24 protein-coding genes and 1 tRNA gene are annotated in these 25475 nt (G+C 69.8%); 16 read left to right on the plus strand and 9 right to left on the minus strand.

Features of this window, described 5'->3' with window-relative positions; genetic code table 11:
- Positions 1-334 precede the first annotated feature (334 nt).
- From P1P75_RS22130 to P1P75_RS22150, 5 genes are all read left to right on the plus strand, one after another.
- The gene (locus P1P75_RS22130) at positions 335-604 is read left to right on the plus strand and encodes a type II toxin-antitoxin system Phd/YefM family antitoxin (protein ID WP_319257965.1); all 270 of its coding nucleotides are present in this window, start codon (positions 335-337) and stop codon (positions 602-604) included.
- Positions 597-860, plus strand: a complete 264-nt coding sequence (locus tag P1P75_RS22135) for a type II toxin-antitoxin system RelE/ParE family toxin (RefSeq protein WP_319257967.1) — start codon at positions 597-599, stop codon at positions 858-860. Before P1P75_RS22130 ends, P1P75_RS22135 begins: the two co-directional genes overlap by 8 nt.
- Before the next feature lie 522 nt (positions 861-1382).
- Positions 1383-1454, plus strand: a tRNA-Arg gene (locus P1P75_RS22140).
- A gap of 43 nt (positions 1455-1497) precedes the next feature.
- Positions 1498-3282, plus strand: coding sequence for a DUF6119 family protein (locus tag P1P75_RS22145; protein ID WP_319257969.1), 1785 nt, complete (start codon positions 1498-1500; stop codon positions 3280-3282).
- Positions 3283-3421: 139 nt separating this feature from the next.
- Positions 3422-4813: a hypothetical protein gene (locus tag P1P75_RS22150; RefSeq protein WP_319257971.1), complete on the plus strand. Its 1392-nt coding sequence runs from the start codon at positions 3422-3424 to the stop codon at positions 4811-4813.
- A gap of 16 nt (positions 4814-4829) precedes the next feature.
- Here P1P75_RS22150 and P1P75_RS22155 read toward each other — a convergent pair whose 3' ends face one another.
- The 3 genes from P1P75_RS22155 to ychF form a co-directional block, all read right to left on the minus strand.
- Positions 4830-5243: a DNA-binding protein gene (locus P1P75_RS22155; RefSeq protein WP_319257973.1), complete on the minus strand. Its 414-nt coding sequence runs from the start codon at positions 5241-5243 to the stop codon at positions 4830-4832.
- Complete coding sequence (locus P1P75_RS22160) at positions 5225-5509, minus strand: hypothetical protein (RefSeq protein WP_028438980.1); 285 nt, start codon at positions 5507-5509, stop codon at positions 5225-5227. The genes P1P75_RS22155 and P1P75_RS22160 overlap by 19 nt, the downstream gene beginning before the upstream one ends.
- A gap of 278 nt (positions 5510-5787) precedes the next feature.
- Positions 5788-6876 (minus strand): redox-regulated ATPase YchF, encoded by a 1089-nt coding sequence (gene ychF / locus P1P75_RS22165; protein WP_086764653.1) that lies wholly within the window; start codon positions 6874-6876, stop codon positions 5788-5790.
- 367 nt (positions 6877-7243) lie between these two features.
- Here ychF and P1P75_RS22170 point away from each other — a divergent pair, with 367 nt between their 5' ends.
- Entirely contained in the window at positions 7244-7642 is a 399-nt protein-coding gene (locus P1P75_RS22170; protein ID WP_319257977.1) for a DUF6542 domain-containing protein, read from the plus strand.
- 20 nt (positions 7643-7662) lie between these two features.
- Here the strand turns inward: P1P75_RS22170 and ppgK are convergent, their stop codons facing one another.
- A complete protein-coding gene (ppgK, locus tag P1P75_RS22175) occupies positions 7663-8412 on the minus strand; it encodes a polyphosphate--glucose phosphotransferase (protein WP_319257979.1) in 750 nt (249 codons plus the stop codon).
- 29 nt (positions 8413-8441) lie between these two features.
- Positions 8442-9467 (minus strand): 4-hydroxy-3-methylbut-2-enyl diphosphate reductase, encoded by a 1026-nt coding sequence (locus P1P75_RS22180; protein ID WP_319257981.1) that lies wholly within the window; start codon positions 9465-9467, stop codon positions 8442-8444.
- Between the two features lie 91 nt (positions 9468-9558).
- Here P1P75_RS22180 and xseA point away from each other — a divergent pair, with 91 nt between their 5' ends.
- The 3 genes from xseA to P1P75_RS22195 all read left to right on the plus strand — a co-directional run bounded on the left by xseA (position 9559) and on the right by P1P75_RS22195 (position 11744).
- Entirely contained in the window at positions 9559-10782 is a 1224-nt protein-coding gene (xseA, locus tag P1P75_RS22185) for an exodeoxyribonuclease VII large subunit (protein WP_319257983.1), read from the plus strand.
- A complete protein-coding gene (locus P1P75_RS22190) occupies positions 10779-11003 on the plus strand; it encodes an exodeoxyribonuclease VII small subunit (protein ID WP_319257985.1) in 225 nt (74 codons plus the stop codon). The genes xseA and P1P75_RS22190 overlap by 4 nt, the downstream gene beginning before the upstream one ends.
- Positions 11004-11153: 150 nt before the next feature.
- The gene (locus tag P1P75_RS22195; RefSeq protein WP_319257987.1) at positions 11154-11744 is read left to right on the plus strand and encodes a malonic semialdehyde reductase; all 591 of its coding nucleotides are present in this window, start codon (positions 11154-11156) and stop codon (positions 11742-11744) included.
- Between the two features lie 140 nt (positions 11745-11884).
- Here P1P75_RS22195 and P1P75_RS22200 read toward each other — a convergent pair whose 3' ends face one another.
- Positions 11885-12412, minus strand: a complete 528-nt coding sequence (locus tag P1P75_RS22200) for a DUF4245 domain-containing protein (RefSeq protein WP_319257989.1) — start codon at positions 12410-12412, stop codon at positions 11885-11887.
- Between the two features lie 125 nt (positions 12413-12537).
- Here P1P75_RS22200 and glpX point away from each other — a divergent pair, with 125 nt between their 5' ends.
- Positions 12538-13572 (plus strand): class II fructose-bisphosphatase, encoded by a 1035-nt coding sequence (gene glpX / locus P1P75_RS22205; RefSeq protein ID WP_319257991.1) that lies wholly within the window; start codon positions 12538-12540, stop codon positions 13570-13572.
- A 97-nt stretch (positions 13573-13669) separates the two neighbouring features.
- Here the strand turns inward: glpX and P1P75_RS22210 are convergent, their stop codons facing one another.
- Together P1P75_RS22210 and P1P75_RS22215 are read right to left on the minus strand one after the other, a co-directional pair.
- Positions 13670-14044 (minus strand): WhiB family transcriptional regulator, encoded by a 375-nt coding sequence (locus tag P1P75_RS22210; protein WP_319257993.1) that lies wholly within the window; start codon positions 14042-14044, stop codon positions 13670-13672.
- 118 nt (positions 14045-14162) lie between these two features.
- Positions 14163-14852: a DUF1707 domain-containing protein gene (locus P1P75_RS22215; RefSeq protein WP_319257995.1), complete on the minus strand. Its 690-nt coding sequence runs from the start codon at positions 14850-14852 to the stop codon at positions 14163-14165.
- Between the two features lie 180 nt (positions 14853-15032).
- On the opposite strand from P1P75_RS22215, the gene P1P75_RS22220 reads away from it, so the two are divergent.
- From P1P75_RS22220 to P1P75_RS22235, 4 genes are all read left to right on the plus strand, one after another.
- Positions 15033-16700, plus strand: coding sequence for a fumarate hydratase (locus P1P75_RS22220; protein ID WP_167534940.1), 1668 nt, complete (start codon positions 15033-15035; stop codon positions 16698-16700).
- Between the two features lie 173 nt (positions 16701-16873).
- Positions 16874-18259, plus strand: coding sequence for a class II fumarate hydratase (locus tag P1P75_RS22225; protein ID WP_319257998.1), 1386 nt, complete (start codon positions 16874-16876; stop codon positions 18257-18259).
- A gap of 73 nt (positions 18260-18332) precedes the next feature.
- Positions 18333-19025, plus strand: coding sequence for a DUF402 domain-containing protein (locus P1P75_RS22230; protein ID WP_319258000.1), 693 nt, complete (start codon positions 18333-18335; stop codon positions 19023-19025).
- Positions 19026-19321: 296 nt separating this feature from the next.
- Positions 19322-21430, plus strand: coding sequence for a SpoIIE family protein phosphatase (locus tag P1P75_RS22235; protein ID WP_319258002.1), 2109 nt, complete (start codon positions 19322-19324; stop codon positions 21428-21430).
- A gap of 74 nt (positions 21431-21504) precedes the next feature.
- On the opposite strand, the gene P1P75_RS22240 is transcribed toward P1P75_RS22235, so the two are convergent.
- Positions 21505-23919, minus strand: coding sequence for a transglycosylase domain-containing protein (locus tag P1P75_RS22240; protein WP_319258004.1), 2415 nt, complete (start codon positions 23917-23919; stop codon positions 21505-21507).
- 352 nt (positions 23920-24271) lie between these two features.
- On the opposite strand from P1P75_RS22240, the gene P1P75_RS22245 reads away from it, so the two are divergent.
- Positions 24272-25207 carry an SPFH domain-containing protein gene (locus P1P75_RS22245; RefSeq protein ID WP_319258008.1) on the plus strand — a complete coding sequence of 312 codons (936 nt, stop codon included), beginning with the start codon at positions 24272-24274 and terminating at the stop codon, positions 25205-25207.
- Positions 25204-25475: hypothetical protein (locus P1P75_RS22250; RefSeq protein WP_319258006.1), on the plus strand; the 272-nt coding region annotated here is incomplete at its 3' end. The genes P1P75_RS22245 and P1P75_RS22250, both read left to right, overlap by 4 nt.

Consider the following 25475-nt stretch of genomic DNA (forward strand, 5'->3'; position numbering starts at 1 on the left):
TCTCCGGCCCTCCCCGCATCCTCCCACCGCCGCTACGGGCCCCGACGGGCGTTCACAGCTCCGCGGATCAGGCGAACCTCGCCCCCAGCCTCACGTGCAGCCCCGCGGGCGATCGAGTCAGCGAGGCCCTCGTCGCCGGATACGCTCACGCCCCCCTTGCGATAGCGTTCAACACAGACGCTCTCACCTGCGGAAACATGACTTTCGGAGTTCTCATGCAGCACCGATCGGCACGGTGCGGCTTCATGGAGCACATCGAGCACGAGCCATAGAGCGCCGCCACAGACCTGCCGCCCCATTGTGTACACATGAGACACTCGGTACCCTTGGGCTCATGACGCAGCCGCTGCCCATAGAGTCCATCCGCGACGTGCGCGCCCACCTGGCCGAGGTCGTGGAGCGCGCGGACCGCGACGACGTTCCCACGGTCATCACACGCCGAGGCAAGGAAGTCGCCGCCGTGGTGTCCATCGAGGTGCTGCGCAAGTACCAGGAGTGGGAAGAGCGCGAGATCAACCGGATCATCGACGAGCGCATGGCCAACCCGGCACCCGGCGTCCCGATCGAGGACATCATGGGGGAGACGCTGGCACGCAGTGAGTGAGTATCGCACCGTCTTCCGCCCCGAAGCACAGACAGAGCTACGCAAGATCCCTCGCGACATGGCACTCCGCATCCTGGCCAAGCTGACCGAGCTGGAGGGCGACCCCCTCGGTTTCAACACCACCGCTTTGGTGTCCCAGCCTGAGCGCCGCCGGCTGCGAGTCGGCGACTACCGCGTCGTCTACACGATCGACGACGGAGAGCTGGTGGTCTGGGTCGTCCACGTCGGACATCGCTCCACCGTTTACGACACCTGACGCCAACCGCTTTGGCGCCAGAACACTCAGCACCCATCCAGCACGGTGACGACGAAGGGGTCGCCCCCCTCAGAGGCCGACCCCTTCTGACCTGCGCGCCCGACGAATCACCTGGCGCACAGCAACGACCTGGTCACGCGTTGAACCGGAACTCCACCACAAGGCTGTGACCTGCGGAAATGAGGGCGCATCCCAGCACCATCCCAGCACGGGATGCGCGACAAAGCACAAGAAGACCGAAGATCGCCAACGCTACCCGGAAGCGCCCGCACACGCCTGAAGTCTGCGGAACTTCTACGAGCGCCGCATCAGGCTCGTGCCACCGCACCGAACCTCGCAGAGCAGCACAGCGCTCGCGCTCACTCGCGGTCTCCATGGACGCCAGCGGCCAGTTCCGGCGCCTGGCCGCCGCCCAGAATGCACGTCCAGATCGCGGGGCCGGCGCGAGCATCCACAGGTCCCGTATACCCCCGGTTTGGCGGGGCATAGTCAAAAGCTTCCGCGCTGTCGCAGGTCAGCCTGCATAGCTCAGTGGGTGGAGCAGGCGCCTTCTAAGCGCTTGGCCGCAGGTTCGAGTCCTGCCGGGGCGCCCCAAACATGTCTGGTCAGGGCGCTCTCGGACCGCGTAAGGCCGCTCGTGTTACCGAACCGCACCGCAACCTCGCCCCAGGAGACCCCTAGCACCGCGTCGAAGCGCACCCTGTACCGCCTGACCCACGTCAAGGCGACCCCTGAGTCGATGCTCGAAGCCCTCGACGTCGGCGCCCTCGACACCCTGGACGCGGTCGTGCGCGACGTCAGCGATCACATGGGAGTTCCCGCCCTCGCGGTGTCCTTCGCCGTAGCGAAGGAGGAAGCCGCCTGGGGCAAGGATGTCCTCCGGCTCGCCGCCGAATCGGACCTGCTGCAGAGCGAGCAGCGCACCGGAGCACTGCTCGTGCTCGCCGTCGACGACGTGGTGTACGCGATCGGCTTCGACCAGGGCTACCGGCTTCTCCCCGCCCAGCTCAAGGACGCGCACTTCGGTCTGTCCTTCGGTATCCGCGCCATCAACCCGCGTCAGGTGCGGGACTTCACCGCCAGCGTCCTCGGCCAGGCGCGCATCGACAGTTCCCTGATCCATGCCGGCGCCTCCGTACCGGCACTCGGACTCCGGGACCACGGGCGGATCATCCGCCACCTCGGCGGCTACCTCGACGAAGTCGACCTCACCGCAGGGAGCGGCACCAGGAACGGGGCTATGACCGCGGAGGGCGGCATCGGTCTCCGTATCAAACTCGGCACCACCCCCGCCACACTGATCAAGGACATCCGCGCCATCGCCGCGATCTGCGAGCACGTCGTTCCCCACCCCGACCTGGCCTTCGTCGAGCACATCACCGCGGTCAAGGACCCTTCCCTCATCGACGCGCTCGACGCGGAACTGGACGCCACGCTCGGCCGTCCCGCAGACGGCCGGATCATCACCGCCGTCCCCTTCTCCCAGAGCACCGACCTGCCCCGGTCCACCGCCTGCACCATCAAGATCGGGTCCTGCCCGCCCCACCTCCGGGACGAGTTCAGTCTCGACTACGTCCTGGAGCGGGCCCGTGCAATCAAGGCAGGCGCCCGCGTCACGGCGCTCCGGCAGGGCACCGTCGAACTGTTTCGTGACACGCTCTCCGCACGGACCGCGCTCGCCCCGCGCACCGCCTCCCTGGAAGCCCTGTCCAAGGAAACCGCCATGAAGTGGATCGAGGCCACCTTCTCCCTCAGCTCCCGCACGTTCTGTCTGCTCGACGGTGAGTGGTACGAGCTCGGGGCGGGCTACCTGCGCAACGTCAACGAGACCGTGGCTCCCTTGTTCCCCGACGCGCCCTCCGTCGATCTCCCCCGCTGGCCGCTCGTCGAGAAGCTCAACAAGAAGGGTATGCGCGTGATGCGTCCCGTAGACGAAGGCGACTACAACAAGCTGGCCGCCCAGGCCCGTCGCGGCTGGGTCTGCCTGGACAAGAAGAATGTCCACAACCCCTTTCGGGCAAGCAACTCCGTCGAGATCTGCGACCTGTTCACCGAGGACGACACTCTTGTCCTCGTGAAGCCCGCGCACTCCTCTAGCCCGCTGAGTCACCTGTTCAGCCAGGCGCGCGTCTCCGTTGAGCTCCTCTTCAAGAACGCGGCCGTACGCGCGGAGTTCGCCCGGTCCGTACACGTCAACAGCGATCCGGCCCGCAGCATCCCCGAGGACTTCACCCCGCGCCGCGTCGTCTTCGCGATCCTTCTGAAGGACGGAGCCAAGCTCACGCCGGACTCCCTCTTCCCGTTCTCCGCCATCATCCTGGCCCAGACCGCGAAGGCCCTCGCCGCTCGCGGCGTGACCGTCGAAGTCATCGGCGTCGAAAGCGAGTCGGCTCAGTCCGCCATGCGCGACGAGGCTGCGTAACCGCCCGGGACTCTCGCCGTAAACACGCCCTCTATATCTCTCATCCAAACGAGGAGTCCTTTCAACAGCCCAGAATTCCCGCAAGGGCAGCGGGCATCGTCTCCGGGGTCAGGGCACCCAGGGAACGGCGGGAGGCTACATGGAACAGGACCTCAACAAGCGGCAGCAGGCCGTGCTCGGCTGGGTGGGCCAGGGGTGTCCCGACGGAGTCTGGCCAGACAGCACGTACAAGACCAGCGGACAAGCCCTGCAGAACCGAGGGCTCATCAAGGTCACCAAACGCCGCGGGCATTGGAGCGCCCACCTCACCGAGAAGGGGCGGCAGCATCTCATCGAACGCGGCATCCGCCCCGTGGAGCAGAGCACCCGACCGCCGGAGCGCCCCGCCCGAGAACCGGCACCGCCGCGCCCCCGAGCCGTGCCGAAGGCCCTTGCGAACTACGCGGACCAGCTACTCGATGAACTGGCCGTTGCGAACGACGGCTGTCTCATCAAGCCCATCGAATCCGGCCCGCACGCGGTGAATTGGGCGTCACGGGTCAACGCCGCCCGCAAGTCCGGCAAGATCCCCCACACGCAGGAACTCCACGGATACCACACCCACCGCGGCTACGAGATCAAGCTGGTCGACATCCCTGCCTGGCGCCTCGCGGAACTCACCCCGCTCCCTGTGCCGGCCAGACTCACCAAACCCCATGCCGTCGTGGCCGCCCTCCAAAAGCAGCCGCAGCCCATGGGCCTGACCAAACCCCTCCAGGGCCGAGCCCTGCGCATCATCCAAACCCTCATCGCTGCCATCACAGCCCAGGGCCACAAGGCATCGCTCGGAACCACACAAGGCGCGCCCCCGTCCCATCGGCGCCGCAAAGCACCACCGCACTTCTCCATCACCGCCCAAGGCGAAAGTGTCGGATTCCTCGTCCTCCAAGAACAGGAACGCAGCGAACACGTCCCCACAGACAGGGAACTCGCCGACGCCGAGAAGCACTCATGGATGCGTATCCCCCGCTTCGACTACACCCCCTCCAGCCGCCTACGCTTCATACTCCGCGGCGGCAGCCCGCACCGTGCAAGCGAATGGGCAGATCTCCCCGACCGGCCTCTGGAAGAACAACTCGCCGAGATCGTGCAGGAGGTCGGGCTCCGCGGCGAGGCCGCAGAACGCAAACGCCTTGCAGACCAGCAAGCCAGAGAGGTACAGCAAAAGCGCTGGGAAGCCGCCATGCAGGAAGCCCACGCCGCCTACGCCCACGCCTACCGCGCCAAACACCTCGGAGAACAGGCAGACACCTGGTACCAGGCCAGCCGCCTGACTGAATACGTCGCAGCAGTAGGCGTCCATGCCACATCACTTCCGCCCGGGCAGGAGCGGACCGAGGTCGAGGCGTGGCTCGCGTTCGCGGACGCGCACCTCCAAAACCTCACCGAATCGGCCTCAGCGCCGAAACTACCCACGCCGCCGAAACCCAGCGGCGACGACCTCAAGCCCTTCCTCGGCCACTGGAACCCCTACGGACCCCGCTCCTACTGAGCCGGACCAAGGGAAATCACACCGCCACGAGCCGGACTCGATCGCCGCACAGCTTGGCCATGTCGTCAATATCGGAAGTCAGCATGACCACGGGGCGGTGCTGTCGCAGCGCGGCCTCGGCGATGGCCGCATCGATCGCGTGCTTGTGTCCGTGCAATCCGGCATTCATCAGCAGCTTCGAGGCAGCCCTTGCCTCCTCGTCGCCGACGGGAACGACCCGCAGCCCGGAAAGCACCCAGTTCAGGCGGGACTTGTTCGTACGGGCGTGGACGGCTTCGATGATGGCGAGTGCACTGATCACGACCTCCATGCCCCGCGAGCGCGCCTCAGCGATCAGAGCCACCACCTGCTCGTCGTCGGCGAGCAGCTTCGAGAGCCCCTCGCTGTCGAGGACCAGCGTGCCCTCGTGAGTCAGCCTGCGGCGGGCCACTCGGCCTCCTCGGCGAACACCTCGTCGAAGACCTGTCGCGCCCGCTGACGAGCCGGCTCGGAGACCGGCCCCTTGCGGCTCTCGTAGTCCGCCAAGTACTCGTCCAGGACCTGCCCGCGCAGCTCACGCTCGACCGCCTCGGCGATGAACGCGGAGAACTCCCGCTTCCCCACCCGCGCCCGGATCGCCTCCGCGGTCCCCTCCGGCAGTGACAAGCTCACCCGCGTCGCCGGACCTTCCCCGATGCTGTACGTCGCCTCAGCCATACCCCGATTGTGTCAAACGAGTAGGAAAAGCGCCACGTCCGCACTACCTTCACACTCGGCCAGCGCCCCGGTCGCGCAAATTCCAGCACGGGCATCCCCATCCCATCCCAGCACGATCCCAGCACGGTAGGGATGAGCAGGGGTGATGACAGGTGACGAGGGGGCAGCCATCCCAGCACCATCCCAGCACGGGAAAAAATAAGGGCCCGACCCCGAAGGGTCGGCCCCTCTCTGGCCTGCATATTTGCCAGATCAGCGACGTGGTGTTACGTCACCCGCTACACGTTGAACCGAAACTCCACCACGTCCCCGTCCTGCATCACATAGTCCTTGCCCTCCATGCGGGCCTTGCCCTTGGCTCGGGCCTCGGCCACCGAGCCGGTCTCCACCAGGTCGGCGAAGGAGATGACCTCCGCCTTGATGAAGCCCTTCTGGAAGTCGGTGTGGATGACGCCGGCGGCCTCGGGGGCGGTGGCACCCTTCTTGATCGTCCAGGCGCGGGACTCCTTGGGGCCTGCCGTGAGGTAGGTCTGCAGGCCGAGGGTGTTGAAGCCGACACGGGCGAGGGTGGCGAGGCCGGGCTCCTCGGCGCCGACCGACTCCAGCAGCTCCATGGCGTCCTCCTCGTCCAGCTCGGCGAGGTCCGACTCCAGCTTGGCGTTGAGGAAGATCGCCTCGGCGGGGGCGACCAGGGCTCGCTGCTCGTTCTTGAAGTCCTCGTCGACCAGTTCGTCCTCGTCGACGTTGAAGACGTAGAGGAAGGGCTTGGTGGTGAGGAGGTGCAGGTCGTGGAGGAGTTCGTCGCGCTCGGTGCCCTGGAGGATGCCGTGCGAGAAGAGCGTGTCGCCCTTCTCCAGGATCTCCTTGGCCTCCTCGACAGCCTTCACCTTGGGGCCGATGTCCTTCTTGATGCGCGACTCCCGCTGGAGGCGGGGAAGGACCTTCTCGACGGTCTGGAGGTCGGCGAGGATCAGCTCGGTGTTGATCGTCTCGATGTCGTCCTTCGGCGAGACCTTGCCGTCGACGTGCACGACGTTCTCGTCCTTGAAGGCGCGGATGACCTGGCAGATCGCGTCGGACTCGCGGATGTTGGCCAGGAACTTGTTGCCCAGGCCCTCGCCCTCGGACGCACCGCGCACGATGCCCGCGATGTCGACGAAGTCGACGGTCGCGGGGAGGATCCGCTGCGAGCCGAAGATCTCGGCGAGCTTGGTGAGCCGGGCGTCGGGGACGCCCACGACGCCCACGTTCGGCTCGATCGTGGCGAACGGGTAGTTGGCCGCCAGCACGTCGTTCTTGGTCAGGGCGTTGAACAGGGTCGACTTGCCGACATTCGGCAGACCGACGATTCCGATCGTGAGCGACACGTTGCGACTTCCCGTAGTGAGAGGGCCAGAGGGCCAGAGGACCGGCCGATCCACCAGTTTACGGCGTGCCCGCGCCCGCCCCGGCGGACCTGTCGAACGCATGGCCACGGTCGCCCCTCCGGCGTGTCCCGCGCCCGATTCGGCACATAAACCGACCTAAGTTGGACGGGTGGAGCAACACAGGACGCGACGCGGCACCGTGCCCCTGCCGCCGCAGACCGGCCGCGGCGGAGCCGGTGACGCCCGCCCCGGGAACCGTTCGGTGCGCGCCGGCCGGGCGGAGCCGCCACGCCGTCCCGGTCCCCGGCTCCCGAAACCGGCCCGCTCCCCCGCGTCCGCCCCGCCGCCGGCGGCGGTGGGCCGGCGCATGCCCAATCCCCGGCTCACCGGTCTCGGCACGGGACTGTTCTGCGTACTGGTGATGGCGACGCTCGGCTGGCTCGAACGACTGCTGCTGGGCGTCTCCCCCACGGCACAGACGGTGTACGGCGTGCTGTTCCTGCCGGTGTGCGTGCTGTGCGGGCTGTGGGTGCGCCGGGCTGACCTGGCCGCCGCGCCCGTCGTGGTGCCGATCGCCTTCGCCGTGGGCGTCCTGCCGCTGGCGAAGGACGGCGACGGGCCCGGCGCCCGGCTGATGGCGCTGGCCACCGCCCTGGCCACCCAGGTGGGCTGGCTGTACGGCGGGACGCTGCTGGCCGCGCTGACCGTGCTGGTGCGCCGGGTGGTCCTGGTGGCCCGGCGCCGCCGGGCCACCGCCCGCCGATGACGCCGGGCCCGGCAGGACCGCTACCGGCTCTCCTTCGCCGCCCGCATGGCCGCGCCCACGATCCCCGCGTTGTTCTGCAGCTGCGCCGGGACGATCTCGGCCTGGATGCCGTCGATGAAGTGCAGGAACTTCTCGGACTTGCGGCTGACACCGCCGCCGATGACGAACAGTTCGGGCGAGAAGAGCATCTCGACATGGGCGAGGTACTTCTGGACGCGGCGCGCCCAGTGCTCCCACGTCAGGTCGCCGTCCTCCCTGGCCTTGCTGGAGGCGCGGGTCTCCGCGTCGTGGCCGTGCAGTTCCAGGTGGCCCAGCTCGGTGTTGGGGACGAGGACGCCGTCCACGAAGACGGCGCTGCCGATGCCGGTCCCGAAGGTGAGGAGGATGACGGTGCCCCGCCGGTCACGGCCGGCGCCGAAGGCGACCTCGGCGACACCCGCCGCGTCGGCGTCGTTGACCACGGTGACCGGCAGCCCGCCCAGCCGCTCGCTGAACAGGGCCCGCGCGTCCGTGTCGATCCAGTCCTTGTCGACGTTGGCCGCGGTACGGATCGTGGAGCCGCCGGTGACGACGCCCGGGAAGGTCAGGCCGACCGGGCCCGTCCAGCCGAAGTTCTCGACCACCTGCCGCACGCTGTCGGCCACGCCGTCGGGCGTCGCCGGTTGCGGGGTGAGCACCTTGAAGCGCTCCTGGGCCAGGTCGCCCCTGTCCAGGTCCACAGGGGCGCCCTTGATCCCGGATCCACCGATGTCCACGCCGAAGATCTGCATGGCTCCACGTTACGACGGCGGACGGACCGTCACTCGGCCGAGGTCTGCGCCGGGCCGCTCCCGCCACGCCCGGCCACCAGCGCGGCGGCCTCCTCGCGCAGGTCGCGGCGGAGCTCCTTGGGCAGCGAGAAGATGATGTGCTCCTCGGCCGCCTTCACCAGCTCCACATCGCCGTAGCCGCGCTCGGTGAGCCAGCCGAGGACCTCTTCGACGAGGATCTCGGGGACGGAGGCGCCGGAGGTGACGCCCACCGTCGTCACGCCCTCCAGCCACGCCTCGTCGATCTCGCTCGCGAAGTCCACGAGGTACGCCTCGCGGGCGCCGGCGAGCTTGGCGACCTCGACGAGGCGCTTGGAGTTCGAGGAGTTGCGGGAGCCGACGACGATCACCAGTTCCGCCTCGGCGCCCATCTGCTTCACCGCGAGCTGACGGTTCTGCGTGGCGTAGCAGATGTCGTCGCTGGGCGGGGAGATGAGCTGCGGGAACTTGTCCTTGAGGGCGTCGACGGTCTCCATCGTCTCGTCGACGGAGAGGGTGGTCTGGGACAGCCAGACGACCTTGGAGGGGTCGCGGACCTCGACCTTGGCGACGTCCGAGGGCCCGTCGACGAGCTGGATGTGGTCGGGGGCCTCGCCGGAGGTGCCGATGACCTCCTCGTGGCCCTCGTGGCCGATGAGGAGGATGTCGTAGTCCTCGTCGGCGAACCGGACGGCTTCCTTGTGGACCTTGGTGACGAGGGGGCAGGTCGCGTCGATGGTGGCGAGCCTGCCGCGCTCGGCCTCCTGGTGGACGACCGGGGCGACGCCGTGCGCCGAGAACATGACGATGTTGCCCGGCGGGACCTCCTCCGTCCGTTCGACGAAGATGGCGCCCTTCTTCTCCAGGGTCTGCACGACGTACTTGTTGTGGACGATCTCGTGGCGGACGTAGACAGGAGCGCCGTACTGCTCCAGGGCTTTCTCGACGGCGATCACGGCGCGGTCCACACCCGCGCAGTAGCCCCGGGGGGCGGCGAGCAGGACACGGCGGCCAGAGGAAGCAGTCATGCGTCCCATCGTAAGGCCGGGGACGGGGGCGCAGAGATCGCGCACGTACGTGGCACCGGGTTGGCCCCGGGTTGTCAGCGGGGGCCACTACGCTCGCGGCATGGCTGTCAACACGTCTGCTGAGGCTCCGCTGCCCGTCGGGGAGGTCTCGCGGCTCATCGGGGGGTGGATCGAGCGGCTCGGCGCGGTGTGGGTCGAGGGGCAGATCACCCAGTTGTCGCGGCGCCCGGGGGCGGGCGTCGTGTTCCTGACGCTGCGCGACCCGTCGCACGACATCTCCGTGGGCGTGACCTGCTTCCGGCAGGTCTTCGACACGGTCGCGGACGTCGTCGGGGAGGGCGCGCGCGTCGTCGTGCACGCCAAGCCGGAGTGGTACGCCCCGCGCGGGCAGCTGTCGCTGCGGGCCGTGGAGATACGGCCGGTGGGCGTCGGGGAGCTGCTGGCGCGGCTGGAGCAGCTGAAGAAGTCGCTCGCCGCTGAGGGGCTGTTCGCCGTCGAGCGCAAGCAGCCGCTGCCCTTCCTTCCGCAGCTCATCGGGCTGGTGTGCGGGCGGGCCTCCGCGGCGGAGCGGGACGTGCTGGAGAACGCCCGGCACCGCTGGCCCGCGGTCCGCTTCGAGGTGCGCAATGTCGCGGTGCAGGGCGTGCACGCCGTACCGCAGGTCGTCCAGGCGGTGAAGGAGCTGGACGCCAAGGCGGACGTGGACGTGATCATCGTGGCGCGCGGGGGCGGCAGCGTGGAGGATCTGCTGCCGTTCTCCGACGAGCAGCTGGTGCGGGCGGTCGCGGCCTGCCGTACGCCGCTCGTGTCGGCGATCGGGCACGAGCCCGACAACCCACTGCTGGACCATGTGGCCGACGTGCGGGCCTCCACGCCCACCGACGCGGCGAAGAGGGTCGTGCCGGACGTCGGCGAGGAGCTGGAGCGGGTGCGGATGCTGCGCGGCCGGGCTCGGCGGTGCGTGGAGGCGTTCGTGGAGCGCGAGGAGCGCGGGCTCGGTCACGCGCTCGGCCGGCCGGTGATACGGGATCCACACCGGATGATCGACGAGCGGGCGGACCAGGTCTCCTCGCTGGCCGACCGCGCCCGGCGCACGCTCGGGCATCTCCTCGACCGCGCCGACTCCGAGCTGTCGCACACCCACGCGCGCGTGGTCGGGCTGTCCCCGGCGGCGACGCTGAAGCGGGGGTACGCGGTGTTGCAGAAGGCCGACGGCCATGTGGTCCGCGATCCGGGCGAGGTGGCGGCCGACGAGGTGCTGCGCGCGCGGGTCGCCGCGGGTGAGTTCACGGTTCGAGCAGACGATCAGGGATTGGGTGCATGACGAGCAAGACGGACGAGGCGCTCGGGTACGAGCAGGCGCGCGACGAGCTGATCGAGGTCGTACGCCGCCTGGAGGCCGGGGGTACGACGCTGGAGGAGTCCCTCGCCCTGTGGGAGCGCGGGGAGGAGCTGGCGAAGGTCTGCCGACGCTGGCTGGAGGGTGCGCGGGCCCGGCTGGACGCGGCCCTCGCCGAGGAGGAGGGGCCCGCGGAGAAGGAGTAGCGGAGACGGGGGAGCGACAGGGCTGTGACGTGTGAGGCCGGTCACCGGCACTTCGGGTTTTGTTGAACGTTGAAGTTCTGTCCCGTAGTGTCGGACGCGTCAACCGGCCCGGCGTTCGGGTTCCGGACGCCCACCCGAGGAAGATCGCTCATGTCTCTCGCACTTGACCCCGCCGCCCAGGACCTCCTGTTCCGCGAAGCCCACACCGCGAACACCTTCACCGACGAGCCGGTGACCGAGGAGCAGGTCCAGGCGATCTACGACCTGGTCAAGTTCGGCCCGACCGCCTTCAACCAGACGCCGCTGCGCGTCACGCTGGTCCGCTCCCCCGAGGCCCGCGAGCGCCTCGTGCAGCACATGGCCGAGGGCAACCAGGCCAAGACGGCCTCCGCCCCGCTGGTCGCGATCCTCGCCGCGGACAACGAGTTCCACGAGGAGCTGCCGACCCTGCTCCCGTCGTTCCCGCAGGCCAAGGACCTCTTCTTCGCCGAGCGCCCGGCCCGTGAGAGCTCCGCCACGCTGAACGCCGCCCTCCAGGCCGCGTACTTCATCGTCGGCATCCGCGCCGCCGGTCTCGCCGCGGGCCCGATGACCGGCTTCGACGCCGAGGGCATCCGCAAGGAGTTCCTGGACGACGACCACACCCCGCTGATCGTCGTCAACATCGGCAAGCCGGGCGAGGGCGCCTCCTACCCGCGCTCCCCGCGCCTGGCGTACGAGCAGGTCGTCACCACCGTCTGAGACGCGACGCACGTGACATGACGAAGGCACCCGGCGGATCCGCCGGGTGCCTTCGTCATGCTCGGGAGGGCGCACGGGTGGCGCGGGTGGACGCGGGAGTGCCCGGAGCGTCCGGGGCGCTCGCCGACGCCTGCGCGTGCTCACGCCAGCTTCAGCGCGCCCGCCATCTCGGCCAGCTGGGCGAACGACGCCGTACCCGCGACGACCGTCGTGGCGCCGTCGGCGCCCTCCAGGACCAGGGCGTCATAGCGGCCGCCGGTGTACCGGGTCCAGGTGCGGCCGTCGATCTCCTCGGTCACCTTCGTCGCCCGGGCGCCCTGGCTCGCGTCGTCGATGAACCGCGCGCGCTTCTCGGTCGACTGCTCCACCGCCACGTACTCCCCGTCGGGGGAGTGGAAGCCGAGGTGCCAGGCGTCGAACTGAGCGCCGTCGAAGCGCACCGAGGTCGCCTTCCAGTCCGCGGACAGGCCCTCGGGCGCGGCCACCGGGTAGGAGGCCGCACGGCGCGCCGTGAGGAGTTCCACGCGGTAGTCGACCCGCTTCACATCGGGAGCGGCGCTGTCGTCGTGCGGGATGAAGAAGTACATCACCAGACCGGCGACCATGATCAGGCCCAGGGAGAGCACCATGTCCCGGACCGTCTGAGTCTTGCCTTTCGAACCTGCCACGCCCCCTATCGTCGCAGGTGCCGGGTGCGCTCATCCGTGGGGTCCCCTGCTCATTTTGTCGGACTGACGATAGAGTCGGGTCGAACCCTCATCCGGCCGTCGCCGTATCAGAAAGGTGCGCTCCGATGACCGAGAATCATCAACTGCCGTCCGAACTCGATGTCCCCTCCGAGGCCCCCGACCGCAACCTCGCTCTCGAACTGGTCCGGGTGACCGAAGCCGCGGCCATGGCCGCGGGCCGCTGGGTGGGACGCGGCGACAAGAACGGCGCCGACGGTGCCGCGGTGCGCGCCATGCGGACCCTCGTCTCCACCGTCTCGATGAACGGCGTCGTCGTCATCGGTGAGGGTGAGAAGGACGAGGCGCCGATGCTGTTCAACGGCGAGCGGGTCGGTGACGGGACCGGGCCCGAGGTCGACATCGCCGTCGACCCGATCGACGGCACCACGCTGACGGCAAAGGGCATGCCGAACGCGATCGCCGTCCTCGCGGCCACCGAGCGCGGCGCCATGTTCGACCCGTCCGCCGTGTTCTACATGGACAAACTGGTCACCGGCCCCGACGCCGCCGACTTCGTCGACATCGACGCCCCGGTGTCGGTGAACATCCGCCGGGTCGCCAAGGCCAAGCGGGCCACCCCGGAGGACGTCACCGTCGTCATCCTGGACCGGCCGCGGCACGCGGGGATCATCGACGAGATCCGCCAGACCGGCGCCCGCATCAAGCTCATCACCGACGGCGATGTCGCCGGGTCCATCCTCGCGCTGCGCGAGGGCACCGGCGTCGACCTTCTCCTCGGCGTCGGCGGCACCCCGGAGGGCATCATCTCGGCCTGCGCCGTGAAGTGCCTCGGTGGCACCATCCAGGGCAAGCTGTGGCCCAAGGACGACGAGGAGCGGCAGCGGGCGATCGACGCCGGGCACGACCTCGACCGTGTACTCACCACCGAGGACCTGGTGACCGGGGAGAACGTGTTCTTCGTAGCCACCGGCATCACGGACGGGGAGCTGCTGCGGGGGGTGCGGTACCGGTCCGAGACCGCGGTCACCGACTCCATCGTGATGCGGTCGAAGTCCGGGACGGTGCGCAGGATCGACTCCGAGCACCGGCTCAGCAAGCTGCGGGCGTACAGCGCGATCGACTTCGACCGGGCGAAGTAGCCGCGCCCAGCGGGGCGCCGCGGTCCCGCGGCGGAAAAGGGCGCCCCCGGTGCGGTGGGGGCGCCCTTTCGCATGGGCGTGGGTGTGTCCGCGGGGTCTAGCCTGCTGCCGCTATGCGGTCCGCCGGCCTGGTCGCCTTCTTCAGTTCCACGTCACGGCGGCGACGGCGGGCCAGGACCACCCGGCGTTCCGCGGCGGTGAGGCCGCCCCAGACGCCGTAGGGCTCCGGCTGGAGCAGGGCGTGTTCCCGGCACTCCACCATGACCGGACAGCCGCCGCAGACCCGCTTGGCCGCCTCCTCGCGGGAGAGCCGGGCCGCGGTGGGCTCCTTCGAGGGGGCGAAGAACAGGCCTGCCTCGTCACGCCGGCACACCGCTTCGGTGTGCCAGGGCGCGTCTTGGTCCCTGTCTCGCGCTGGCACCCGCTGGGCCGGTACGGCAGCGACCTGGGACGAATGCGGCGATTGCAGCACGGTCTACTCCTGACGACGGCTTCGCGAGCGAGAGACGATGCAGCAAGGCCTACCCGCTGTGCGCGCGCCTATGCACTGAGTCCCCAACCGCGGGATCCGACCGCCGGATTCGCGAGCGTCAACGGTCCAGGTGCTTGCGCATACTCCGGTCGACCTTGCGGTGGACCCGGTCGAGGATGTCCGCGACGAGCTTGCCACGCTTGGGGCGGGCCTCGATGTTGCCGAGGACGGACCAGCCGTCGACGTAGATGACGGGGGCGTCGGGGTCGGAGGAATCGAGCGTGTCCACCTCGAAGTTGCCGAGGACGCCGCCGCCGGTGCCGCGCAGCGACACGTTCTCCGGGACGCGGATCTCGACGTTGCCGAAAACCGAGAACGCCTTGATGACGACCTGCTGGTACTCGAAGAGCGCCTCGCTCAGGTCGATCTCCACACTGCCGAAGACCGCGTACGCGTGGATACGGCGGCCCGCGCGCCAGCGGCCCTTGCGGACGGAGGCGCTGAAGATCGCTATCAGGTTGTCGTCCGGGTCGGCCGGGATCGCGCCGGCCGTCGGGCGGTTCGGGGCCGGCATGCGCGGCGAGGCGTGCCTGTGGTGCGCGGCGGGCAGGTCCCGGATGAACGCGTCCAGCTCGCCGACCGTCTTCGCGGCCAGCACGCCCTCGACGCGCTCGGCATGCTCCTCGGCGGTGAGCCGACCCTCGGCGAGAGCCTCGCGCAGGATGTCGGCGATGCGGTCACGGTCGGCGTCCGAGGCGCGCAACTCGCTCACCGCGGCAGGCGGTTCGGTCTGCTTCTGAAGGTCCACGGCAGCAGCGTACCGAAACACGATAGATCGCGATAGCCCCTCGTTCGGGTGCCGAACGGTACCGATCGGGGCCGAACTGAGCCTTACCTCACAAGCTCGCTGTCAGCTGCACGTTCTACGCTGGTGGACGCTTGCCAACGGAGGCCGGCCGCGTTGTCTGTCGAGTGAGGAATGGGCGAGATGCCTGAGTTCGCGTACACCGATCTGCTCCCCATGGGAGAGGACACCACCCCCTACCGGCTGGTGACCTCAGAGGGTGTCTCCACCTTCGAGGCCGACGGGCGGACCTTCCTCAAGGTGGAGCCGGAGGCGCTGCGCAAGCTCGCCGAGGAGGCCATCCACGACATCCAGCACTACCTGCGCCCGGCCCACCTCGCGCAGCTGCGCCGGATCATCGACGACCCCGAGGCGTCCGGCAACGACAAGTTCGTCGCCCTGGACCTGCTGAAGAACGCGAACATCGCGGCCGCCGGCGTGCTCCCCATGTGCCAGGACACCGGCACCGCCATCGTCATGGGCAAGCGCGGGCAGAACGTGCTGACCGACGGCGGCGACGAGTCGGCCCTCTCACGCGGCATCTACGACGCGTACCTCAACCTGAACCTGCGGTACTCGCAGATGGCTCCCCTCACCATGTGGGAGGAGAAGAACACCGGCTCCAACCTGCCGGCCCAGATCGAGCTGTACGCGGCAGACGGCGGCGCCTACAAGTTCCTCTTCATGGCGAAGGGCGGCGGCAGCGCCAACAAGTCCTTCCTCTACCAGGAGACGAAGGCCGTCCTCAACGAGGCCTCCATGATGAAGTTCCTGGAGGAGAAGATCCGCTCCCTCGGTACGGCCGCCTGCCCGCCGTACCACCTCGCGATCGTCGTCGGCGGCACCTCCGCCGAGTACGCGCTCAAGACCGCCAAGTACGCCTCCGCGCACTACCTCGACGAGATCCCCGCCGAGGGCTCGCCGCTCGGGCACGGCTTCCGGGACAAGGAGCTGGAGGAGAAGGTCTTCGAGCTGACGCAGAGGATCGGGATCGGCGCGCAGTTCGGCGGCAAGTACTTCTGCCACGACGTGCGCGTCGTGCGGCTTCCGCGGCACGGGGCCTCGTGCCCGGTCGCGATCGCGGTCTCGTGCTCCGCCGACCGGCAGGCCGTCGCCAAGATCACCGCCGAGGGCGTCTTCCTGGAGCAGCTGGAGACCGACCCGGCGCGGTTCCTGCCGGAGACGACGGAGGAGCACCTCGAGTCCGACGGGGACGTCGTGCGCATCGACCTCAACCAGCCGATGGACGACATCCTCGCCGAGCTCACCAAGTACCCCGTGAAGACCCGGCTGTCCCTGTCCGGGCCGCTCGTCGTGGCGCGCGACATCGCGCACGCCAAGATCAAGGAGCGGCTGGACGCGGGCGAGGAGATGCCGCAGTACCTCAAGGACCACCCGGTGTACTACGCCGGGCCGGCGAAGACGCCCGAGGGGTACGCGTCCGGGTCCTTCGGCCCGACGACCGCCGGCCGCATGGACTCCTACGTCGAGCAGTTCCAGGCGGCGGGCGGCTCCAAGGTGATGCTGGCGAAGGGCAACCGGTCGGCGCAGGTCACCAAGGCGTGCGACGCGCACGGCGGCTTCTACCTGGGCTCGATCGGCGGGCCGGCGGCCCGGCTCGCGCAGGACTGCATCAAGAAGGTCGAGGTCGTCGAGTACGAGGAGCTCGGCATGGAGGCCGTCTGGAAGATCGAGGTCGAGGACTTCCCGGCGTTCATCGTCGTGGACGACAAGGGCAACGACTTCTTCCAGGATCCGGCGCCCGCGCCGACGTTCACGTCGATCCCGGTACGGGGGCCGGGCCTGGCGTAGGGCGTTCTTCGCCCCCGCCGCCCCTTCCCGTCCCGAACCTGGGGGCTGCGCCCCCGGACTTCCCCCTTTCGGCCTGAACGGCCTCGTCCTCGTACGCCGGACGGGCTCGGCCGGACGGGCTCGATCGGCCCAGCCTCCGGAACAAGGGGAGCCGCCCGGACGCTGTACCGGTCATGACCGAATACCGCATCGAGCATGACTCCATGGGCGAGGTCCGCGTACCGGCGGATGCCAAGTGGCGGGCGCAGACGCAGCGGGCCGTGGAGAACTTCCCCGTGTCCGGGCAGCGCATCGAGCGCGCGCACATCGAGGCTCTGGCCCGGATCAAGGGTGCCGCCGCGAAGGTGAACGCCGAGCTGGGCGTGCTCGACAAGGAGATCGCCGGGGCGATCCAGGAGGCGGCCGCCGAGGTGGCCGGGGGGAAGTGGGACGAGCAGTTCCCGGTGGACGTGTTCCAGACGGGCTCCGGGACCTCGTCCAACATGAACACCAACGAGGTCGTGGCGACGCTGGCGACCGAGCGGCTCGGCCGGGACGTCCATCCCAACGACCATGTGAACGCCTCGCAGTCGTCCAACGACGTCTTCCCCTCGTCGATCCACATCGCCGCCACCGCCGCCGTCACCCACGACCTGATCCCCGCCCTGGAACACCTGGCCGCCGCCCTGGAGCGCAAGGCTGCGGAGTTCGCCGATGTGGTGAAGTCGGGGCGCACCCACCTCATGGACGCCACGCCCGTGACTTTGGGTCAGGAGTTCGGGGGGTACGCCGCGCAGGTGCGGTACGGCGTCGAGCGGCTGACGGCGTCACTCCCCCGGCTGGCCGAACTGCCGCTCGGCGGCACGGCCGTGGGCACGGGCATCAACACGCCGCCGGGCTTCTCCGCGGCCGTCATCGAGGAGGTCGCCCGGGTCACCGGACTGCCGCTGACGGAGGCGCGCGACCACTTCGAGGCGCAGGGCGCGCGTGACGGCATCGTGGAGACCAGCGGCCAGCTGCGGACGATCGCCGTAGGGCTGACGAAGGTCGCCAACGATCTGCGGTGGATGGCGTCCGGGCCCAGGACCGGACTCGCGGAGATCTCGCTGCCCGATCTGCAGCCGGGGTCCTCGATCATGCCGGGCAAGGTCAACCCGGTGATCCCGGAGGCGGTGCTGATGGTCGCCGCGCAGGTCGTCGGCAACGACGCGACCGTGGCGACGGCGGGCGCGGCCGGCAACTTCGAGCTGAACGTGATGCTGCCGGTCATCGCCAAGAACGTGCTGGAGTCGATCCGGCTGCTCGCCAACGTGTCGCGGCTGCTCGCCGACCGGACCGTGGACGGGATCGTCGCCGACCGCGAACGGGCCCGCGAGTACGCCGAGTCGTCGCCGTCCGTCGTCACCCCGCTGAACAAGTACATCGGGTACGAGGAGGCCGCGAAGGTCGCCAAGAAGGCGCTGGCGGATCGCAGGACGATCCGCGAGACGGTCCTCGACGGCGGCTACGTGGAGCGCGGTGACCTCACGCTGCAACAGCTCGACGAGGCGCTCGATGTCCTGCGGATGACGCACCCGTAACCTTTCGCGCCCCGGCGTGAGAACCGTGACGCGCGCCGCAGCGTCGTATGCCCATGGCACCTAATATCTCTGCATGGCAGACGGTGGAGCGGTGAGGCGCGTGGGAACGGGCGGGGCGGCGGGTTTCTGGCGGCCCGGGGACCAGATCCTGTGGCGGTACCGGGAGAACGGCGGGGCGGGCATCCACATCGCCCGCCCCGTCACCGTCGTCCGTGACGACGAGGAGCTGCTGGCCGTGTGGCTGGCCTCCGGCACCCAGTGCGTCAGGCCCGTGCTCGCCGACGGCACTCCCCCGCACCAGGAACCCCTGCGCACGCGCTACACCAAGCCGCGCACGGTGGTGCCGGGCCACTGGTTCGGCACCGGGGTGCTGAAGCTGGCCAGGCCCGGCGAGCCCTGGTCGGTGTGGCTGTTCTGGGAGCCGGGCTGGCAGTTCAAGAACTGGTACGTCAACTTCGAGGAGCCGCTCTCCCGTTGGGACGGCGGTGTCGACTCCGAGGACCACTTCCTCGACCTGTGTGTATATCCCGACCGCTCCTGGGGCTGGCGCGACGAGGACGAGTTCGCGCAGGCTCAGCAGGACGGTCTGATGGACGTGTCGGTGGCCGAGCGGGTCCGGGAGGCCGGCCGGTCGGCGGTGGAGGTGGTCCGTGCCTGGGGAGCCCCGTTCGCCGACGGTTGGGAGAACTGGCGCCCGGATCCGTCCTGGGCCGTACCGTTGCTGCCGGAGGACTGGGACCGCATGCCCGCGCACCTGTCCACATGAGACCCTTGCTGCGCCCCCGGGCGGCAAACGTAGGATCAACCTCCGCAAGGGCGCTTCAACCGCAACTCCGGGAGCGGGCGCCGGGTCTGACCTAACGTCACCGAGGGGCGGCAGGACGTGAGCGAGGGGTACGAGGGCAGTACCGGCAAGGGACGCGGCAGGTCCACCGGTTGCACAGGAACAGCCTCTGACCACGCGGGAATTCCGTTCCAGGGACATGTATTCCGGGTATCGGATTCTCTGCGGGACCGACTGCACGCGCGGCGCGCAGCCCCGGACGGACGGATTCGACACGCGTGACGGAGCAGCCCACCTCCTACGAACGCCCTCAGGGCGTGGACCCCACGGACGCCCGCGGGGCGCTCCTGCGTACCCAGGGGCCCGCGCCGGGCGCCACCGCCTTACCGCCCGCCGCCGCCCAGGCCCGTACCGACGGCACGCCGGGCACCACCACGCCGGGCGGCCCGGCGCCCCGCCCTCAGGGGAAGGATCCGGCCGTTTCCGACGCCGAGCACTCACAGCCCGCGGCGGCCGCAGAGCCGGACGCCCACCGGCCGCGTCCCGCGCCCGAGACCATACCGCCGCAGCCGGGCGCGGAGACGCGCGCGGAGCGGCCCAAGGACACCCGGGACCGGCGAACCGGGCAGGTGCCCGCGGCCGGCCGGCAGCCCACGCCCATGCGGCGGGACGGCGACCGGCTGCGTTTCGTGGGTGCGGCGACCCGGCGGATCGCCCGCGGCCTGGACCTGGACGAGATCGTGATGGGGCTGTGCCGGGCCACCGTGCCGACCTTCTCCGACGCGATCCTGGTCTATCTGCGCGACCCGCTGCCCGTCGGGGACGAGCGGCCGGCCGCCGACCGGGTCGTCCTGCGGCTGCGGCGCACCGACCGGATCCCCGAGGAGCGTGAGCCGGAGCCCGGGTTCGCGCAGCTCGGCATGCCGCCCCCGGAGGCGCCGGAGCTGCTGGAGCTGTCGGCGGCGATCGCGGAACTGTGCGAGGTACGGCCGGGCGGGGCGCTCGCGGAGGTCCTGCGCGGGGTGCGTCCGGTGTTCGCGGACACCCCGGCGGCGGCCGCCGCGCTGCCCGAACTCCTCGGCGCGGAGAGCCGGCTGGACATCCCGGGCGGCCGGCGGGCGATCCTCGCCCCGCTGCGCGGCCGGCGCCGGGTGATCGGCGCGGCGGTGTTCATTCGTCGCCCCGAACGCATCCCGTTCGAGGCGGACGACCTGCTGGTGGCCGCGCAGCTCGCCACGCACAGCGCCCTGGGCATCGACAAGGCGGTGCTGTACGACCGTGAGGCGTACATCGCCGACGAGCTCCAGCGCACGATGCTGCCGGAGACCCTGCCGCGCCCCACGGGCGTGCGGCTGGCCTCCCGCTATCTGCCCGCCGCGGAGACGGCGCGGGTCGGCGGCGACTGGTACGACGCGATCCCGCTGCCGGGCAGTCGCGTCGCGCTGGTGGTCGGCGACGTCATGGGCCACTCCATGACCAGCGCGGCCATCATGGGCCAGCTCCGCACGACGGCCCAGACACTGGCCGGGCTCGACCTGCCCCCGCAGGAGGTCCTGCATCACCTCGACGAGCAGGCGCAGCGCCTGGGCACCGACCGCATGGCGACCTGCCTCTACGCCGTCTACGACCCGGTGTCGCACCGCATCACCATTGCCAACGCGGGCCATCCGCCGCCCATCCTGCTGCACCTGGGCGGCCGGGCCGAGGTGCTGCGGGTGCCGCCGGGCGCGCCGATCGGGGTCGGCGGCGTCGATTTCGAGGCCGTGGAGCTGGACGCGCCCGCGGGTGCCACCCTGCTGCTGTACACGGACGGTCTGGTGGAGTCCCGGCTGCGGGACGTGGCGACCGGCATAGAGCAGTTGCGCGAGAAGCTCGCCGCGACCGCGCAGCTGACCGGGCCGGATCATCCGCCGCCGCTGGAGGCGCTGTGCGACGAGGTGCTCGACATGCTCGGTCCGGGCGACCGGGACGACGACATCGCGCTGCTCGCCGCCCGTTTCGACGGGATCGCGCCCAGTGATGTCGCGTACTGGTTCCTGGAGCCGGAGGACGCGGCTCCCGGGCGGGCCCGGCGGCTGGCCCGGCGGGCGCTGGCCCGTTGGGGCATGGAGGACATGACGGACTCCGTGGAGTTGCTGGTGAGCGAGGTGGTCACCAACGCGGTCCGGTACGCCACGCGGCCGGTGTCGCTGCGGCTGCTGCGCACCGATGTGCTGCGCTGCGAGGTCGGCGACGACGTGCCGCAGCTGCCGCGGCTGCGGCAGGCCCGCGCCACGGACGAGGGCGGGCGCGGCCTGTACCTGGTGAACCGGCTGGCCCGGCGGTGGGGGGCGACCCGGCTGAGCACCGGCAAGGTGGTCTGGTTCGAGCTGAACCGGGGCTCGTAGGACGCGTCAGCGGCGCAGGACGACGCAGAGGGGGCGCCCGGCATGTGCCGGGCGCCCCCTGAAGCGTCTCGCCCCTACTGGCCGAGCTGCGGATCCAGTGGATTCTCGGGTGGTTCCGTCGTCGGTTCCCCGGTGGTCGGCTCGCCCGTCGTCGGCTCGCCCGTCGTCGGCTCCTGCGAGGGCTCCTCGGTGGTCGGCTCCTGCGACGGCGTCTGCGTCTTCGGCGGCTTCGTCGACGGGGTCGCCGTGCTCGGCTCCTCCGACGGCTCCTCCGAGGCCGACGGCGAGGGGCTCGCCGTGATGGTCGGCTGGACGGCCGCGCCCTGGTCCGTCTCCAGTTCGAACTTGCTGACCTTGGAGGCGACACCGAAGGTGTACTCCGCCCAGATCCGCGCCGGGAAGCCACCACCGGCGATACGGCCCTTGCCGGGCACCGTGCCGGTCGCGCCGGTCAGGGTGACCTGGGGGTGCGGCGGCTTGGCGGACTCGCCGAACAGGCCGACCGCGGTGACCAGGTCGGGCGTGTAGGCGGTGAACCAGGCCGACTTGTTGTCGTCGGAGGTGCCCGTCTTGCCCGCGACCTTCTGACCGTTGCGCCGGGGGTTCTCGAGTACGGACTTTCGCGCCGTACCGTCGTCCACCACGCCGGTGAGCACCGAGGTGACCGTGTCGGCGGCCTCGCGGCTGATGACCTCGTCGCCGATCGGGTCGGCCGGCGTCACCGCGTGGGCGCTGTTCTCCGCCGACTTGATGAGCGTCGGGGTGACCTGCCGGCCGTGGTTGTCGAGGGTCGCGTAGACACCGGCCATCTGGAGCGGGCTGGCGCCCATGGTGCCGAGGGTCTGCGCCGGTACGGCCTTCAGGTCCGCGGTGTCCATGCCGAGGTCGCCCGCGGTCTTGAGGACCTTGTCCATGCCGACGTCGACGCCCATCTGTGCGAAGACGGAGTTGATGGACTTGTTCATCGCCGTCTGGACGGTGACGTCGCCGTAGTCGACGTCGTCCTCGTTCTCCGGGGCGAAGCCGATGTCGCTGCCGACGACCGGGCGCTTGCTGGTGCCGTCGTAGATCGTGTTCGCGCCGATCTTCTCGTCGTCCTGCGTCACCGCCCCCTGGTCCAGGGCCGCCGCCAGGATCACCGGCTTGAAGGTGGAGGCGGGCTGGTAGTCGGTACGGGTGGCGTTGTTGGTGTAGTGCTCGACGTAGTTCACGCCGCCGTACATCGCCACGACCGCGCCCGTCTTCGGGTTCACCGACACGGCACCGGCCTGGACGTCACCGTCGACCGGGCGCTTCTTCTTGTCCAGCTTGCTGGTCAGCTGCTCCTTGACGGACGCCTCCAGCGCCTTCTGCTTCTTCTTCTCGATGTTGAGGGTGATGTTCCAGCCGCCGGCGCCGACCATCGCCTCGGCCTCCGTCCTGTTGTCGGCGACGCCCTGGGCGACGAGCTGCTTCTCCAGCTCGGCGTTGGCCGCATTGACCAGGTACCCGACCTGGCCCTCCTGTCCCGGAGCCGCCTTGGGCTCCTTGGGGACGGGGAAGGTCATCGCGTCGCGTTCGGTCTTGTCGAGCCAGTCCTTCTCGACCATGTTGTCCAGGACGTAGTTCCAGCGCTGCTGGACCAGCTTCCTGCCGGTTTCGCTGGCGGCGGCCCAGTCGTACTGGCTGGGGGCCTGGAGCAGCGCGGCGAGGTAGGCGCCCTGCGCGACGCTGAGCTTGTCGGCGTCGACTCGGTAGTAGGCCTGGGCGGCGGCCTGGATGCCGTAGGCGCCGCGGCCGTAGTAGCTGGAGTTGATGTAGCCGGCCAGGATGTAGTCCTTGGACTTCTCCCGGTCCAGCTTCAGGGAGATGACCAGCTCCTTGAGCTTGCGGGTGACCGTCTGTTCCTGGGTCAGGTAGTAGTTCTTGACGTACTGCTGGGTGATCGTCGAACCGCCCTGCGCGCCCTTGCCCATGAGCGTGTTGAGCACACCGCGTGTGGTGCCCTTCAGGTCGACGCCGGCGTCCTGGTAGAAGGACTTGTTCTCGGCGGCGACGAAGGTGTGCTGCACGGCCTTGTTGATTTCCGCGAGGTCGACGTTCTCCCGGTTGAGCTTGCCGTCGCGGGTCAGCATCGAGCCGTCGCTGTACTTGTAGACGTTGCTCTGGAGCTGGGCGTTCGCGTTCGCCGTGTCCGGGATCGGCGTCGTCATGTACAGGATGATGAAGGCGCCGATGACGAGCACGATGAAGCCCAGGAACGTGCCGAGCATCTTCTTCCAGGTGAACAGGCGCCGTATTCGGCCCTTCTCACCCTTGGCGCCCTTGCCGCCCTTCGGCGCTCCGCGGCGGGCCGCCGCGCGCCCGCCGACGGCGGCGGGCGGCGTGCCCTCCGCCGACGACACCGACTCGGTGCGCGACTCGGGAGCCGCCGCCTGCGACGAGCGGTTCCCGGGCGCCGCGCGACGGCCACCACGCTGTCGCGCTCGTCTCTCTTCCGCTCGTCCCATGAGTCCGCTCGCTCCGCTTCCTACTCGGTAGTCACACCTGTGCCCTGAGGCAGGTCAGCTCAGCAAGCTAACACCGCTCTCTGTGACAAAGGGGGCTCGATCCGGTCCCGCGAGGGCGTGAGAATCAGCACCCCTCGCCCTGGAACCGGTGCACCGCTCCAAGTGAACCGACGTACGAGAGGGGTCAAGGGTTGCCATCCCACGGTAAAGTGATATCACTTAGATAGATCCGAGCTAGACCCGCAGACACCAGCCGGATCGCAGACCCACGCCGGACCGAAGCGAAGCTGCGAGCGCGCCGACCGGCTCACTCGCTCGCAAGAAACGGGGACCCATGTCCACGCACGACCCCATCTCCACGCACGACCCGTCGGCCACCGTCGACACACCCGAGATGCCCGCCCCGCAGGTCCGCGAGTTCCCGGCCCGCAGCGTGGGCGGCGGCCTCGCGCTGCTGTCCGGCCTGGTCGGGCTGCTGGCCGGCGCCGGAATGATCGCCGCCGCCACGACCGTGACCTCGTCCGGCGGCAAGGCCGCGCTGATCACCGGCGGCGTCCTCGTCGCGCTCGCCGCGTTCCTCGCGATGTGCGGGCTGAACACGGTGGCGCCGGGCGAGGCCCGCGTGGTGCAGCTGTTCGGGCGCTACCGGGGCACGATCCGCGAGGACGGACTGCGCTGGGTGAACCCCTTCACCTCCCGCGAGAAGATCTCCACCCGCGTCCGCAACCACGAGACCGCCGTCCTCAAGGTCAACGACGCCTACGGCAACCCCATCGAACTGGCCGCGGTCGTCGTCTGGAAGGTGCAGGACACCGCGCAGGCCTCCTTCGAGGTGGACGACTTCCTGGAGTTCGTGGCCACCCAGACCGAGGCCGCCGTCCGCCACATAGCCATCGAGTACCCCTATGACGCCCACGAGGAGGACGGCCTTTCGCTGCGCGGCAACGCCGAGGAGATCACCGAGAAGCTCGCCGTCGAGCTGCACGCGCGCGTGGCGGCCGCCGGTGTGCGGATCATCGAGTCCCGCTTCACGCATCTCGCCTACGCTCCGGAGATCGCCTCCGCGATGCTCCAGCGGCAGCAGGCGGGCGCGGTGGTCGCGGCGCGGCGCGAGATCGTGGACGGCGCGGTCGGCATGGTCGAGGCGGCACTCAGCCGGATCGCCGAGCAGGGCATCGTGGAACTGGACGAGGAACGGAAGGCGGCGATGGTGTCCAACCTGATGGTCGTGCTGTGCGGGGACCGGGCACCGCAGCCGGTACTGAACACGGGGACGCTCTACCAGTGACCTCACCCGAAGAGGGGGAGGCCCCTCGGCGCCGGCCGCAGCAGCGCAAGCAGGTGCTGCTGCGGCTCGATCCGCTGGTGTACGACGCGTTGGCACGGTGGGCGTCCGACGAGCTGCGGTCGGCGAACGCGCAGATCGAGTTCCTGCTGCGCAAGGCACTCCAGGACGCCGGGCGGCTGCCCGGTGACACCCAGCCCCTGCCCCGCCGGGGACGGCCCCCCGGCGGGGCAGGGGCTGGGTGTCACCGGGCAGCCGCCCGGCGTCCTGG

Source organism: Streptomyces sp. ID05-39B (assembly GCF_033794725.1).
Classification (GTDB): Bacteria; Actinomycetota; Actinomycetes; order Streptomycetales; family Streptomycetaceae; genus Streptomyces; species Streptomyces bobili.